12 protein-coding genes are annotated in these 15509 nt (G+C 33.6%); 6 read left to right on the plus strand and 6 right to left on the minus strand.

Features of this window, described 5'->3' with window-relative positions:
• Window positions 1-287: DUF2795 domain-containing protein (locus tag ASJ80_RS04895; RefSeq protein ID WP_218833790.1), on the plus strand; the 287-nt coding region annotated here is incomplete at its 5' end.
• Window positions 288-330: 43 nt separating this feature from the next.
• On the opposite strand, the gene ASJ80_RS04900 is transcribed toward ASJ80_RS04895, so the two are convergent.
• Both ASJ80_RS04900 and ASJ80_RS04905 read right to left on the minus strand, forming a co-directional pair.
• The gene (locus ASJ80_RS04900) at window positions 331-1113 is read right to left on the minus strand and encodes a hypothetical protein (RefSeq protein ID WP_069583287.1); all 783 of its coding nucleotides are present in this window, start codon (window positions 1111-1113) and stop codon (window positions 331-333) included.
• A gap of 414 nt (window positions 1114-1527) precedes the next feature.
• Window positions 1528-1761 (minus strand): PRC-barrel domain-containing protein, encoded by a 234-nt coding sequence (locus ASJ80_RS04905; protein ID WP_069583286.1) that lies wholly within the window; start codon window positions 1759-1761, stop codon window positions 1528-1530.
• A gap of 427 nt (window positions 1762-2188) precedes the next feature.
• Here ASJ80_RS04905 and ASJ80_RS04910 point away from each other — a divergent pair, with 427 nt between their 5' ends.
• Window positions 2189-2626: a cupredoxin domain-containing protein gene (locus ASJ80_RS04910; protein WP_069583285.1), complete on the plus strand. Its 438-nt coding sequence runs from the start codon at window positions 2189-2191 to the stop codon at window positions 2624-2626.
• A gap of 89 nt (window positions 2627-2715) precedes the next feature.
• Here the strand turns inward: ASJ80_RS04910 and ASJ80_RS04915 are convergent, their stop codons facing one another.
• Complete coding sequence (locus ASJ80_RS04915; protein WP_069583284.1) at window positions 2716-5142, minus strand: plasma-membrane proton-efflux P-type ATPase; 2427 nt, start codon at window positions 5140-5142, stop codon at window positions 2716-2718.
• 363 nt (window positions 5143-5505) lie between these two features.
• Here ASJ80_RS04915 and ASJ80_RS04920 point away from each other — a divergent pair, with 363 nt between their 5' ends.
• Window positions 5506-7704 carry a CDC48 family AAA ATPase gene (locus ASJ80_RS04920; RefSeq protein ID WP_069583283.1) on the plus strand — a complete coding sequence of 733 codons (2199 nt, stop codon included), beginning with the start codon at window positions 5506-5508 and terminating at the stop codon, window positions 7702-7704.
• 215 nt (window positions 7705-7919) lie between these two features.
• On the opposite strand, the gene ASJ80_RS04925 is transcribed toward ASJ80_RS04920, so the two are convergent.
• Complete coding sequence (locus ASJ80_RS04925) at window positions 7920-8384, minus strand: hypothetical protein (RefSeq protein ID WP_069583282.1); 465 nt, start codon at window positions 8382-8384, stop codon at window positions 7920-7922.
• Between the two features lie 696 nt (window positions 8385-9080).
• On the opposite strand from ASJ80_RS04925, the gene ahcY reads away from it, so the two are divergent.
• Together ahcY and ASJ80_RS04935 are read left to right on the plus strand one after the other, a co-directional pair.
• A complete protein-coding gene (gene ahcY / locus ASJ80_RS04930; RefSeq protein WP_069583281.1) occupies window positions 9081-10334 on the plus strand; it encodes an adenosylhomocysteinase in 1254 nt (417 codons plus the stop codon).
• A 419-nt stretch (window positions 10335-10753) separates the two neighbouring features.
• A complete protein-coding gene (locus ASJ80_RS04935; protein WP_245837461.1) occupies window positions 10754-11368 on the plus strand; it encodes a DUF2119 domain-containing protein in 615 nt (204 codons plus the stop codon).
• 142 nt (window positions 11369-11510) lie between these two features.
• Here ASJ80_RS04935 and ASJ80_RS16910 read toward each other — a convergent pair whose 3' ends face one another.
• A complete protein-coding gene (locus tag ASJ80_RS16910) occupies window positions 11511-11690 on the minus strand; it encodes a hypothetical protein (protein WP_179288738.1) in 180 nt (59 codons plus the stop codon).
• A 142-nt stretch (window positions 11691-11832) separates the two neighbouring features.
• Here ASJ80_RS16910 and ASJ80_RS04940 point away from each other — a divergent pair, with 142 nt between their 5' ends.
• A complete protein-coding gene (locus ASJ80_RS04940) occupies window positions 11833-13464 on the plus strand; it encodes a sensor histidine kinase (RefSeq protein WP_179288739.1) in 1632 nt (543 codons plus the stop codon).
• A 51-nt stretch (window positions 13465-13515) separates the two neighbouring features.
• Here the strand turns inward: ASJ80_RS04940 and ASJ80_RS04945 are convergent, their stop codons facing one another.
• Complete coding sequence (locus ASJ80_RS04945) at window positions 13516-15396, minus strand: Coenzyme F420 hydrogenase/dehydrogenase, beta subunit C-terminal domain (RefSeq protein WP_069583313.1); 1881 nt, start codon at window positions 15394-15396, stop codon at window positions 13516-13518.
• Between the last annotated feature and the right edge of the window lie 113 nt (window positions 15397-15509).

Below are 15509 nucleotides of genomic sequence, written 5' to 3' on the forward strand. Positions count from 1 at the left end.
ATCGGTTTAATTCTCCAACAGATGTAGCTAAGGCATGGGGTGAAGAAAGAAGAGGTGAATACGCTGAACGCAGTACTGGAACCCGTCGCGGTGGAATAACTTCAGAGATAGAAAAGTCTTTAAAAGGTATTAATTTCCCTGCAAATAAACAGGATCTAGTTCAGCAGGCTAAAAAGAATAATGCAAGTCAAAATGTCGTGCAGGCTATAGAAAAGTTACCTGAAGACAAATTTAAGTCGCCCACAGATGTAGCTAAGGCATGGGGTGAAGAAAGAAGAGGAATGTAATTTTATTTAATAATTTCTTTTTTTTAAATAATTTAATGGATTTTTAGTGGATCCACGGTAAAATTAAAATAAGTCCAGAATATAATAAAGCTCCTGTAAAAAAAGATATAGGCTTGCCTGTTCCTGAGTTAGGTACCTCATCCTTAATTACATTAAATAAAACAGCGCCTGCAATAAATGCTAACAATACGTACGCCTCTGATGTCCGTTCTGGAAATAATATTGATAAAGACCACCCCAATAGTGGCATCAGTGCCAGTAAATAACGCCCGTATTTTACGTAAAGCGCACCGTAATGTTCTTCCATAGATCGGTCTGAAATAAGAAAATGCAGTGAAAGTGCTATTGTATAAATTATAATCCCCAGACCTGTGGTTAAAATCTCAAATCGCAGGGAGTAACATATTATCATGCTTACAACTGCAGTTAAACCTATATGGAGGAAAAATATGTTTCTAGAAGCATTTGTTTCTTCTAAAGATTTTGCTGTTTGCTGTGCTTTGTAACCCCTTGATTTTAATGCTAGATATTCCAGTATAAAGAACACTAAAAATCCAATAAATGCCACTCCAAAAATTGCTTTTTCTAGAAATATCATTATTAATGGGCTGTTACCAAGAATGGCATGGATATGTGGGTCTGCATTTTCAATTAGTGGCAATAAATCTAAAAATACATATGCAGAAGCTACACCTCCAGAAAATGATAGTATCCTCTTTTTGTAATGTTTTGAAAATCCGTAAATTTTGGGTGAACTCAAGTGGACAAATACAAAAACCAATGCTACAATTAATGCCAGTAAAACTATCTGCAATTCTGAAGCCATAAACAATACTTCCAGTTATTTATGCCATGCATGGATTTTATTCCTTTTAACAGGATACCAGTTCACAGGATAACTGGTTAAAAATCCTAAACTCATGCTGCATCATGAACCAGTAAATGGGAAATTTCTTATGAGTTTAGATCATGCATGTGGTAAAAAAGAAATGATTAATAATTTAAGGTTCGTTAACGGTTAAATTAGTTGAATAATGGTAAAATCGCTGGTAGGTTTAGATCTATGATTTACACTCAAATTATATTAATTACCAAACGCCAAGTAAACGGAGTATTATTATAATGACTATTATAACTATTAGCCAGTATAATATAGAATATTGCCCTTTATCATCCATTTTTAATCACCTTCTATTATTTAGGTAGATATGATACAATGCTTAATTATTACTTTTAAACGCTATCTGGAAAGAGATCCTCTCAAAACTATTTTGTCTCCTACGGAGTCTACGTTAGTATATGATACAACTTTTTTATCTCCAAGTCCCATTTTGCTTGCATCTCCTCCTTCAGTAATGACCAGAGATTCAACTTTGTCAGATTCTGGATTCATTTTTACGTCGCGTATCGTTCCAATTCTATTTCCAGAATCATCTACAACTTCTTTTCCTTTTAATTCGTCAGATATTTTCATATTATCACCTTTTTAAACTGTTTGAATTAGGTCATTGTGGCTTTTTAGGCTATTATTATTATAAACTTAAATATTATTATTACTTTCTGTCGAGGAATTTTAATATATAAATGTTTGATTATAATCCAAAAGTAGTGATAATAATTTGTTATTAAAATAAAATGGTCGTTTAATTTTATAATATATTGAAATTAACTATTTATTATTCATTATTTAATAATTTAACCTAAATTAGCGTGAATAATATTTAGTTTATTGGATTAAAATAAAAGAAATTAGATTGATAGAACATTAATTAAATTTATTTTTTCATTAATAATTTATTTGATATTTATGAAGATAGACTTTAAATCATTATATTTTAATAACAATACTAACATAATTAATAAAATAAATATATTGAGAAATGTTAAAATGGAGGATAAAAGTGTATAGAAAAACAAATAGGGGACTTCTGGCATTGATTATAATTATAATCATTATAATCGTGGCCGGTGTATATCTTTATTATGCACAGAGTTATAATCCTAATGTACAAACAGGTATGAATAATTCAACTAACCAGAGTCTTGTAAACAACACTTCTATAGGAAATAACAGTACAAATGTGACTTCTGCTGCAACTACAATTTCTATCGGGAATATGGCATTTAATCCTAATAAGATTACAGTAAAGTCAGGTACTAATGTTCAATGGATAAATAATGATAACACACAGCATCAAATAGTGAGTGACACTGGAGCATTCCAGAGTACTATATTAAATCCTGGCGATAGTTATAACTTCTTCTTCGCTAAAACGGGTATTTACGGCTATCATGATGCATTAAATTCTACCATAACGGGAACTATAATAGTTCAGTGAAAATAAATAATAAACTGCTAAGATTACTCTTTCATTTATTTTTTATAACTTAAATATTAAGTATAAGTTTTATCTTTAATTTATGGGGTCTACTTATATACATCGACTCCTTCTCGGCTCAGAAGCTTGTAGAAGCGAACTTTTATGGTATCAATTATGAAAAATGCAGTTAAAGCCTCTGCCCAAATAATACCTGCTAAAAACCAGCCCATGGCAGGCAACAGTATTCCATAAACTGTGATCAGCGTGGCTATTGTTTGTGTACCTAAAATGGCTATAAATAGTGGCAGTGCGGGTTTAATCTCCCAGAAGTGGCCCTTTGTTCTGACCATAAAAACAGTTAAATGACCTGCAACCGAGAGTTTAAGATAAATAAAAGATTGAAGAACTGGAAGAGATAATTTTAATATGTTAATTCCAAGATAAAGGACAAAGAATGATTCTATAACTCCTAAAACTCCAAGAAAAGTAGCTATGCCTAATATAATTCTTAAATCCCATTTTTCTGGCTCATTTGAATATTTTACATTATCGTAAGCGATTGTCATAATTGGTGCATCATTTAGCAGTGCTAATAAAACTATCATCAAAGCTGTAATTGGGTAAAACTGGAATATTAGGATAGATAATGTAATGAAAAATAAAACCCTGATGGTTTCTGTTATCCTGTAAATAGAATAATTGTTCATCCTCTGGAAAATTTTGCGGCTTTGTTTTATGGAATCTATTATTACGGAAATTCCAGGTTGGGTAAAGACAATTGAAGCAGCTGATTTCGCAGCATCTGTTGCTCCTGCTACTGCAATTCCTACATTGGCTTTTTTAAGTGCAGGAGAGTCGTTAACACCATCTCCAGTCATACCTACAATATGTCCTTTATCCTGAAGTAATTCAACTATATGATATTTATGTTCTGGGAAAACCTCTGCAAACCCGTCTGTTTCCTCAACAATTTTTTCTGCTTTTCTATCTGTTTTATCGACAAAGTCTTTAGGAATAATGATGTTAGTTCCAAGATTAACCTCTCTAGAGATCTCTTTTGCAATTGCAACATGGTCTCCAGTCACCATTTTTACATCTACTCCCATTGATTCAGCGGTTTTTATGGTTTCCGCTGAATCGTCACGTGGGGGGTCGTAGAGCCCGAAAAGACCAACATACTTCCATTTTTCGGATTCATCTGTTTTTGCGACACCCAATGCCCGGTATCCTTTTCTGGCAAAATCATTTACAAATTTATTCATTTTATCTTCAAATTTTTTATCTTTCTCTGCAAGAGATAAAATTACCTGAGTTGCGCCTTTGGAAACTTTAAATTGTTTATTTTCTACTGTTTTTATTGAAGCTTCAGTACGTTTTGAAACGGGATCAAATGGCTTGAATTTAGTTATTTTATATCCTTCGGCTGAGTGTTCTTTAGTTTTGGATAGCACCGCAACATCTATGGGGTCCTTGCTGTCTTTTTGTGTTGCAAGACTGCCGTATAAAAGTACATCTTCTTCATTAAATTCTCCAAATGTTTTTATTTCTCCAAGTTTTAATTCATTTTTAGTGATTGTACCTGTTTTGTCGGCACATAAAATATCTACACCTGCCATTTCTTCGATGGCTACTAATTTACTTACTATTGCTTCTTTTTTGGCCAGAACTACAGCACCTACTGCCATTGTAACCGAGAGAACTGCGGGTAAAGCCACTGGAATGGAGGCAACAATAAGGACAAGTGCAAACTGGAGGGTGGTGAATAAACTTTCATGGCGGAACAGGGAAGCAATAAAAATAATTGTCACCATGATTACAGCCAGTATAATTAAATAATCACCAATTTTAATCACTGTTTTTTGAAGGAGACTCTTAGTTTTGGCCTTTTCCACCAGCTGGGCAGTTTTCCCAAAATAAGTATTTAATCCAGTTGCAGTCACCAGAGCGTTTGTTTCTCCTTGATTCACCACTGAACCAGAGTAAGCTACATCTGAAGATTTTTTTTCAGTAGGAAGCGATTCCCCAGTTAATGCAGATTCATCGGCTGAAATACCATCCATTATTTTTGAATCTGCAGGGATAATATCTCCCGAACCTATATGGATAATATCCCCTGGAACAAGTTCTTTAGCAGATATTTCCTGCCATTTACCATCGCGCAGCACCCTTGCTTTTAATGCTAGTTTTTCTTTAAGTAATTCGATTGCATTATCTGCTTTGTGCTCCTGCCAGAATCCTACAACGGCATTTAAAGCCAGCAGTGTAGATATTATCCCTAAATCTGCCCAATGTTGAATTAAAGCAGATAAAATAATTGCTACTTCTATAAGCCAGGGCATTGGTCCCCAAAAATATTTAAGAAATTTAACAATAGGATTAATTTTTTTTTCAGAGATTTCATTGGGACCGTATTCTTGGAACCTTTTTTGGGCTTCAGAGGATGAAATTCCTTTTTTGCTTGAAGATAATTTTTTAAATAATTCTTCAAATGAACTTTTTTTCGCTTCTTCTGCGCTTATAATTATTTTATCCATAATAATGCCTTTAAATTTATTTATATGTATAAATCATGTGTGAATTATGGATATAATCAAGTTTAGGCGGATTTATAAATTAATATTATAAAATATCAATTTAAATCTTTATTTTATATTTAAATTAAAGTAGTTAGCTGTAATTTTTAAAGAAGTTAATTAAACTACATATATTATTATTAACAATATAATATATGGTGCTTATTGTTAAAAAGACTGCACATATGATGCTTAAAACCAAAAAGTTTATATACTATTAACTATAAGTTATTATAGTAACTCAAGTTAACTAAAATATAATTCATAGTTAAAATTAATTCTAATTAAATAAAATCAGTATTATCAAATAAAAAGAGGTAAAATATGGCTGATAAAGAAATGAAACTAAAAGTTGCAGAAGCAATTTCGCAGTCAGACGTTGGTAGATCAATTGCGAGAATTGACCCGGCATGTATGCAGGAACTAGGTCTTATAGATGGAGACATAGTAGAAATTGAAGGAAAGAAGATAACAGCAGCAATAGCAGCATCATCTCAATCAGACATTGGTTTAGGCATAATAAGGATTGATGGACACATAAGAAAAAATGTAGGCGCTTCAATCGGCGAAGAAATAACTGTAACACGTGCAGATACAAAGGATGCTGAAAAAGTGGTATTAGCACCTGTAGATCAGCAAATAATGGTCAAGGGAGATGTGAGAGCGGCATTTGCAGGAAGAGTTTTGACTAAAGGAGATATAATTGTATCTGGCTTTAGACAACCAGCAACAACCATGCGGGGAAGTCTTTTTGATGAGTTCTTCAGGGATGCTGGAATGAACATGTCCCCCATGGGCGAAATAAAACTTGCAGTAGTCTCAACAAAACCTAAGGGAGTAGTCAAAGTCACTCAAATGACTGATGTTGAAATTCAACCAAATCCTGTGGATGTCTCTAAGCTCGAAGGGGTTAAAAACATCGTGGACGTCACCTATGAAGATATAGGCGGCCTTAAAGATGAAGTTAAAAAAGTAAGGGAAATGATAGAAATCCCACTTAAAAGGCCAGAACTATTCGAAAGACTGGGAATATCACCTCCTAAAGGTGTACTGATGCATGGCCCTCCTGGAACTGGTAAAACATTACTTGCAAAGGCAGTTGCAAATGAAAGCGATGCTCACTTCATAGCTATTAACGGGCCTGAGATCATGAGCAAATATGTAGGCGGCTCTGAAGAAAGGCTCAGGGAAATATTTGAAGAAGCAGAAGAAAATTCCCCATCTATAGTGTTTATAGATGAGCTGGATGCGATTGCACCAAAACGTGAGGAAGTCACAGGCGAAGTTGAGCGCAGGACAGTAGCACAGCTTTTAACACTCATGGACGGCCTTAAATCTAGAGGACAGGTTGTTGTAATTGGTGCAACCAACAGAGTAGATTCTATAGACCAGGCGCTTAGAAGACCTGGAAGATTCGACAGGGAAATTGAAATAGGAGTCCCTGACAAAGATGGAAGGCTGGAAGTACTTCAAATACACACTAGAGGAATGCCTTTAAATGAAGATGTTGACTTAGAAAAAATTGCAGAAGTTACACATGGATTTGTAGGTGCAGACCTGGAATCCCTTGCTAAAGAATCTGCAATGAGAGTTCTAAGAAGAATTCTTCCAGAAGTAAAGGCAGATGAAGAAATTCCAAAAGAAGTTCTTCAGAAAATGGTTGTCAATGAAGCTGACTTTAGAGCAGCTTTAAAAGAAATTCAACCATCAGCGCTTCGTGAAGTCCTTGTACAGGTTCCGGATATCAAATGGGATGATATAGGTGGCCTTGAAAAGGCAAAACAGGAATTAAGAGAAGCTGTGGAATGGCCGCTTAAATATCCTGAGAAATTCGAAAAATTTGGAGTTAAACCACCTAAAGGAGTCCTTATATATGGTCCTCCTGGAACTGGTAAGACCTTACTTGCAAAGGCTGTTGCAAACGAAAGTGATTCTAATTTCATCGCAATAAAAGGTCCTGAACTTCTATCTAAATGGGTTGGTGAATCTGAAAAAGGTGTAAGGGAAGTTTTCAGAAGGGCAAGACAAACAGCTCCTACTGTAATATTCTTCGATGAAATAGATTCCATTGCATCTACAAGAAGTGGAGGAAGTACTGATTCTGGAGTTACTCAAAGAGTTGTAAATCAGCTTCTAACTGAAATTGACGGAATGGAAGAACTGCAGGATGTTGCAATTATTGCAGCTACAAACAGGATAGATATAATGGATCCAGCTTTACTTAGACCTGGAAGATTCGACAGGCATGTTAAAGTTGATGAGCCCAATGAAGAAACAAGACTTGCAATATTTAAAGTCCATACCCATGATATGCCAATTGCAGGAGATGTGGACTTGAAGTATCTAGCTAAAAATACAGCAGGATATGTTGGTGCTGATATAGAAGCTGTATGCCGTGAAGCGGCCATGCTGACACTCAGACATGACATGGAATCTGAAGATATTAAGATGAAATACTTCAAAAAAGCTATGAAAAAAGTCAAAAAGGACGAAAAAGACGTTGAATTAGTGCAGTATCACTAATACTGCTTATTGGAAGTTAAAAATTAACTTCCTCTTTATTTTTAAGTTTTAAAATGCAATTTATTTTAAATTAATGATTTGATATTTAACCCTATTTTTAATTAAATAAAAAGTAGTTTGTTATAATTTAGTTATTCAGTGATTTTAATAATTAACCGAATTATTTTAATTAAATAAAAGTAATTTTGATATAATCTTTTAATAGATTAAGTGATTTACTTATTCAGATCCGCTTTAGATATCTTTCGTATTGTTTTTGGAATTCGTGAATATGTTTCTAAGACCTCATCTTCGATGTATTTTTTAAGGTCTTCAATCTGGAGTATATAATCATCGATCATGTCTATAACTTCTTTATAGGGACTAAGGTTATTTTCACGCTCTTTTTCCAGTTTTTTTCTTTTTTCTGCAGTGCTTAGTTCTTTCCCTTTACCAAATATACCAAGAACTTTAGGTTTCTCTATTATTGAATCATCTAAAAACATATTTCTTATAGTTCTCATATCTTGAGATACATTATGCTTTAGTTTTGAAACATCACTTTGAAGTCTATTTAGTTTAACCAGTGTTGTTCTTGCTTCAAAATCGGTGGATAAATTCAGATCAGACTCTTCAATGTACATTCCCTGAAGTTGCTCATAATATACTCCTGGATCCAGAATTTCTTCATGATTCTCCATGTTTAAAATTAGAAAGAATCATTATATAAATATTGTTAATAACTAGCCAATTATACTGCATAATATAAAATATTACTAATTTTAACATGTTCTTTAATAATTATTCAGTAAATTTCCTCCGGCATGTAAAAATCTATGATTTTTGTATTTGTTGCATTTTCTTTAGCTGTCAAAATTTACAATTTTGACGCCCTGAAAACCATAGTTAGAGAAAAATGCGTAGCATTTTTCTATACGTAAAAAATCTACGATTTTTTAAGGTTTTCCTGAACCGCAAAACGTAGCTTTCAAAAACCGCGGGTTTTTGATGTTTGCGAAGCTTTGATTCGCAACCGCAAAACGAAGTTTTGCATGCCCCAAAATTCTTCGAATTTTAAGGGTTTTGCAGGCGACAAATCAAAGCATTCGAAAATTTCCAATTTTCGATGCATGCAAAATTCTACGAATTTTGCTGTTACGAAATTGAAAATATTCGTAAACATAGAAAATCGTAGATTTTCTAAAGATTTGTCAGCTTCGATTTTCAAATACCTAAAATTTATAAGTTTAAAAAGTACGTCATTCATTATAATACTAAAGTAAGTTTAAATATAATTGATTATATATGTTTAGATTGGAAAATTCATATAATATAATAAAATAGCTAATTTTAAGCTTTATTTTAAGCACGACCAATTTTAGCATTAGGGTGAAAAAATGAGTTATGATGTAAAAGATATTTCACTTGCACCAGAAGGTAAGAAAAAAATAGACTGGGTACAAAGACATATGCCGGTTTTAGAGCATATAAAAGCAGAATATGAAAAAGAAAAACCATTTAAAGGAATTAAGATAGCTTCGTGCTTGCATCTGGAACCTAAAACCATAAATTTAGGATTAACACTTTTAGCGGGCGGTGCTGAAGTTGCAATGACTGGATGTAATCCTCTTTCAACTCAAGATGATGCTACAGCTGCAGGGGCAACTATGGGCCTTAATATGTACGGCTGGAGAGAAGAAACCACAGAAGAATACTATGAAACTATCCATAAAGTACTTGATCATGAGCCAGACATTTTAATTGATGATGGGGCAGATATGATATTTTTGGTACATAAGGAAAGACCAGAACTTATAGAAAATATAATGGGTGCATGTGAGGAAACCACCACTGGAATTCACAGGCTTAAGGCCATGGCCGAAGATAAAGCGTTAAAATTCCCAGTTATTGCTGTAAATGATGCATATACTAAATATTTATTTGACAACAGATATGGAACTGGACAATCAACTTTTGATTCGATAATGGGTTCAACAAATGTCCTTATTGCAGGTAAAACTGTTGTTGTTTGTGGATACGGCTGGTGCGGCCGTGGTATCGCAATGAGGGCCAATGGTCTGGGTGCAAATGTTATTGTAACTGAAATAGACCCTATAAGGGCTTTAGAAGCAAGAATGGATGGATACAGGGTAATGAAAGTGGCAGAAGCAGTTAAATATGCAGATCTTCTTCTAACTGTTACTGGAGATATAGATGTAGTTACAAAAGAACACTTTAAAAATATGAAAGACGGTTGTATACTTGCAAATTCTGGGCATTTCAACGTAGAGATAAACAAGGGCGATCTTATGGATATGGCTGTTAAACATGAACAGTTAAAACCAGATATTGAAGGCTTTGTTATGGAAGATGGAAGGGAATTTTATCTTCTTGCAGATGGAAGGCTTGTTAATTTAGCAGGGGAACGCGGCCAGGGCCATCCAGCAGAAATTATGGACATGAGTTTTGCAGTACAGGCATTATCAGCTAAACATCTTTTAGGGGCTAAATTAGAAAATAAAGTTTATAAAGCTCCAGATGAAATTGATGATAGAGTCTCCAGACTAAAATTAAAGGCAATGAATATTGAAATAGATGAATTAAGCCCAAGACAGTCTGAATATCTTGCAAATTGGGAAGAAGGAACCTAAAACTTTTCCTTATTTTTTATAATTTAAATCTAATTTTTTATAGTGAATAACCAAATATTTTTGGCTAGTTATCTATAAAAAGTTTGTTTATGTCTTTACATTTTTAGAAAAATCAAAGCTTACAAACACTGTCAAATCTTCGATTTGGCCCATGTAAAAAATTGAAAATTTTTTACGGAACATGATTTTGCAAACATGCACAAAACTTCGTTTTGTGCGGTTACGAAGCTATCAAAAATCTTTGATTTTTGATGCAACAAATCATAGATTTGCATGCTTTGCTTCGTAAACATCGAAAAACTTTGTTTTTCGAAAGCTTTGTGTTTGTGCTCCAAAATTCATAGAATTTTGAAAGATTTTCGAATATCTAAAAAATAAGTTAAAAAGTATATTATTCACTATAAAAGAGGGTTTTACAGATGGTGGTCTTTAAAAAGATAATAAATAAAGGATATAATCCTACACGTCTTTTTATTGGGGGAGTCCACGGGAAAGAAGGACTTACAACTATAGATGCCATTTCTAACATTTCTGAAAATGATGTTAAAAACGGCAACCTTACGATGTACAATTTTGATAAGAGTCCCTATATCAGCACACTTGACAGGCATTATTATGGTTCTAAGAGAGGTAAAGAGATCATATCTATAATTAGGGACATTAAACCTGAAATGTATGTTGAACTCCACTGTTATAACTCAAACAGTTTTAGTAAGTTAACAAATTTAAACAGAAAGGAAAGTACTGGTGTTCCGCCGCTTATACACCTTGAAAAAGGTGTTTTAATAGGTTCAACATCTCCTTACATTCGAACATCTTTATTTAAAGAATGGGATGTTTGTATAACACTTGAAATTCCATGTAACTATTCAATTGAATCTCTTGAGGTTTATTTGAATGTAATGAAGGCTGTTGCAGGTTCGAAGGATAAATATGAATTGCTTGATAGGTTGAGGGCAGATTATCCCGAACAGGTTAAAACTGCAGCAAAATATGCTGTTGAGCTTTACTGGGATGGATATCCTCCATTATAATGCTTATTGAGCTTTAAATCACTTAAAATTTATTTTTTTTGAGATATTGATTCAGGATCACAGATTCCCAATAATTAATAATTTATAAAAATATATTATTACTATATTGGGTGTGATTTAAAATGAATTCAAATCTTCAAAATCAATATGTGTCTAAATTACGGGCATTTTCTGAAATTTTAAGTATTTTTATCATTTTGATCAGTATTTTATTCCTTATGGGATGGGCATTTAATATTGAAATTCTTAAAACTCCAGGTTCTGATTTTTCTACTATTAAATCTAACACTGCTTTTTCTTTTCTTCTTATTGGTATAATCATATGGATTTTGCAAGAAAAACGAGTAAATTCTCGTAATATTTTAATTGCACGAATATTATCTTTAATTATTTTGTTAATTGGATCTTTTACTCTTTTTGAGTATATATCTGGTATTAATTTAGGTATAGATCAGATATTATTTATGGAACCTCATGGTGCTTTTCAAACGGGAGCTTTAAACAGGATGTCCCTGGTTGCGGTTTCAAGCTTCTTATTAATTAGTATTTCCCTTTTAACGATTGATAAGAAAGAAAAGGGAAATTTTCATATTTTTCAGTTATTAATTATTCTTGTGGGCCTTGTATCATTTCTTATTGTTTTAGGATATTTTTACCAAACAACAATTTATCCTATTTTGAACACAACAGCACCATCTCTTTATGGATCTGTTATGTTATTCATTATTTTTCTGGCAATTATTGCCTCTCGTCCAGATAAAGGTTTTATGAAAATATTAACAAGCAAAGGTGTCGCTGGTGTTTTCGCACGGAGAATAATACCCAGTATCATTATTATTCCTTTGATTTTAGGATGGTTAAGACTTTTGGGAGAACATATGGGATTATATGATGCTGAATTTGGAACTGCAATTACCATATTTTTTACTATCTTAATCTTAGCAATTTTAGTCTGGTTAAGTATTGTATCAATTGATAATATCGATGTGAAAAGATTCCAAGCTGAAGAAAATATTAAAAGGCAAGCTGAATTGATAAACCTTACCCATGATGCTATTTTTGTTCGCAACATGGACGATGAAATTACTTTTTGGAATAAGGGCTCTGAAGAAACTTACGGTTGGAGTCAGGAAGAGGCACTGGGAAAAGTCACCCATAAACTACTACATGCTGAGTATCCAAAACCTTTAGATGAAATCCAGGAGGATGTTTTAAACTATGGACAGTGGGATGGGGAATTAATTCATAAAAAAAGAAATGGGGACATTATTACGGTATTGAGTAGATGGTCACTACAAAAATATGAAAATGGAAAACCTTTAGGTTTTTTAGAGGTCAATACTGACATAACTAAACGTAAAGAAGCTCAAAATAAATTTAAAGAACTTGTAGATGAATTAAGACGTTCCAATTATGAACTTCAGCAGTTCACGTTCATTACATCTCATGATTTACAGGAACCACTTCGAAATATTGCAAGTTTTTCACAACTATTGGAGCGACGTTATAAAGGTAAACTGGATAGTAGTGCTGATGAATATATTGATTTTATTGTTGATGGAGCAATGAGGATGAAGGAGATGATTCAGGGTTTACTGGAATATTCTCTTGTTGGAAAAGGTGAAAACTTTCAACCGACAGATGTTAATGAAACCATTGATATTGTTTTATCTAATCTTAAAAGGTTAATTGATGAAAATGAAGCTGAGATAACTCATGAAAGGCTTCCTACTGTAACGGCTGATTCTAGACAGTTGGTTCAGATATTCCAGAATCTTATAGGAAACGCCATTAAATTTAAAAGGCCAGAAACACAGCCAAAAATCAACATTTCGGCACATCTAGATACAAAAAAGAAGGAATATATATTTTCAGTCTCTGATAATGGAATTGGAATTGAAAAACAGTACAGTACCCAAATTTTTGATATTTTCAAACGGTTACATACAATTGATGAGTATAGGGGGATAGGTATCGGTCTTGCAATCTGTAAACGGATCGTTGAACGCCATGGAGGGAAAATTTGGGTTAAATCGGAATATGGTTTAGGTTCAACCTTTTATTTCACAATTCCAATTAACCATCTAAATTCTTAAAAAGAGAATGCTAACAGCATATCTTTTAAAAAAGTTTAGAAAAGAAAAAAATTAATTTTCAATGCCTTTTCTAACCTCTTCAAGGAATTTTGTCTGGCCAATTCTTTTCATGGTTGCAGCTAGCCGTTCTCTTTGCGGTTTATCAGCATATTTATCATAAACCTTGAGAACATTATCTATATAGTCTATTATTTCACCAATACTTTTAACTTTAGTGCTGACACCTTCAACCAGCTCCCTTCCAGCTTTACCTCCTATATAAAGCATGAATCCTTCTTCTTTAACTTCCCTTGCTTTGTGCGGACACGCATTTAAACATTTTCCACAGCCAACACAGATATTATAGTTGGTGTAAGATTTGTCTCCCCTGATATTAATGGCTTCAACTTTACAAACTTCTGAACATCTTCCACAGCCGTTACATTCATTTTCATTAGTTTCTGGGAATTTTATACCTGCTATTCCTGTATCATGTATCTGTGGCCTCATGCACTTATTTGGGCACCCGCTCACTGCAATTTTGAATTTATATGGGGTAGGTCTCTCTTTGAATTTATCTTCTATAATCTCACATATTCTGGTTGTATCTATAAGTCCGCTGCCGCAGTTTTCTTTACCAGGACAGGCAAGTGTTGCCCTGACAAGTGGACCTTCTGAACCAGTTACAAGGTTAATTTCATTGAGTTTAGTAACAACATCTTCAATATCAAATCCATTTATGCCGTGGAGTTCATATGCCCCTCTATTTGTTAACTTGATCCTGGCATTATATTTTTCTGCTATATCTGCAACTTCTTTTATTTCTTCTGTGGTGTACCATCCGGCTGGTTTTGCCCTGATCCTGATGAAATAAGTGCCATCAGCCCTTTTTGAAACACCTGCATAATCTGAAGCCCAGTAAAAGGATATATATTCATCATTTTCTTTTCTTCTATTTACTTCTTTCTGGAACCTCTTTTGTTTAAAACCCTGAAGTTTTTCAATTTCTTCAACTTCTACACCTTTTTGAAGATCTAAAGCGTTTTTTATTTCCTCACCTTTTTTGGTCCTTATTATGAGGGTTGAATATCCATTAGGGCTTCCGACAGAACCAATTGAAACATCTGCAAGCTCAGCATCGAAATCTTTGCACATTTTACAGCCTGCACAGAGCTCTATTTTCTTTAAATCTATTTTTTTCTCTTCTCCATTTGTATATACTAGAAGTTTACCTTTTTTAACGTTGAATTTTTCAACATTTTCCATTTTTATATTATTCTCTTCTAATATCTCCTTCATGTTTCCATAGTCAAATTTTTCTGTACAGAAAAGCCCTATTAGGTACTCAATTTTTGGAATTTTTACAGGTTTACCGGTTCTTCCAAGTTCCTCTTCATGCTTTGCAAGGTATGGGAAATACTGAAGTTTCCTAAGCCCGTTTATCTGGCAGGGTAGTGCAACGATTGCTACTTTTTCGAGGCCCATTTCACCTGCTGTTTTCAGCGCTTCAAGGGTGGATATTGCATATTTAGATTTTGATGTTTTAAGTAAATCATCAGCACTTTGAACTATTAATGAAACAGGTTTCCAGTATTCATCACCAACTACAATGGCACCTTCTATCTTTTTTACATGGAGAAGATGTTTTAAAAAGGCGGTTACTGCGCCGCCGTCCTGTCCTTCAGAGGATCCCCTTCCATAATAAAGATCTTTTTCAAATTTTTCCCTTAATTTTATTTGATATTTTCCTGATGAAACCCTTGGACAAACCTCAAAACACATTCCATGGCCGTTTCGTAGACATTCTTCTGTTAGTTGAGGTCTACCTTCAAAGGTAAGTATGTTATTTGGGCAGATTACAGTACATGTACCACATTTAGCGCACATATCACTTTCAACTATTTTTTCAAGTTTCCAGATATTTTCTTTATTTATCTGGCTTTTTGGATACATTTTGGCCAGTTTTTCGGGAGGTTCCATCATTAAAATTGCTTCACGAATTATAGTTTTATCAACTTCTACATTTTTTGCTGCTGCAATGGCATCTGCAATGTCTAAAATATGGG

This window comes from Methanobacterium bryantii, from assembly GCF_002287175.1.
In the GTDB taxonomy this organism is placed as follows: Archaea; Methanobacteriota; Methanobacteria; order Methanobacteriales; family Methanobacteriaceae; genus Methanobacterium_D; species Methanobacterium_D bryantii.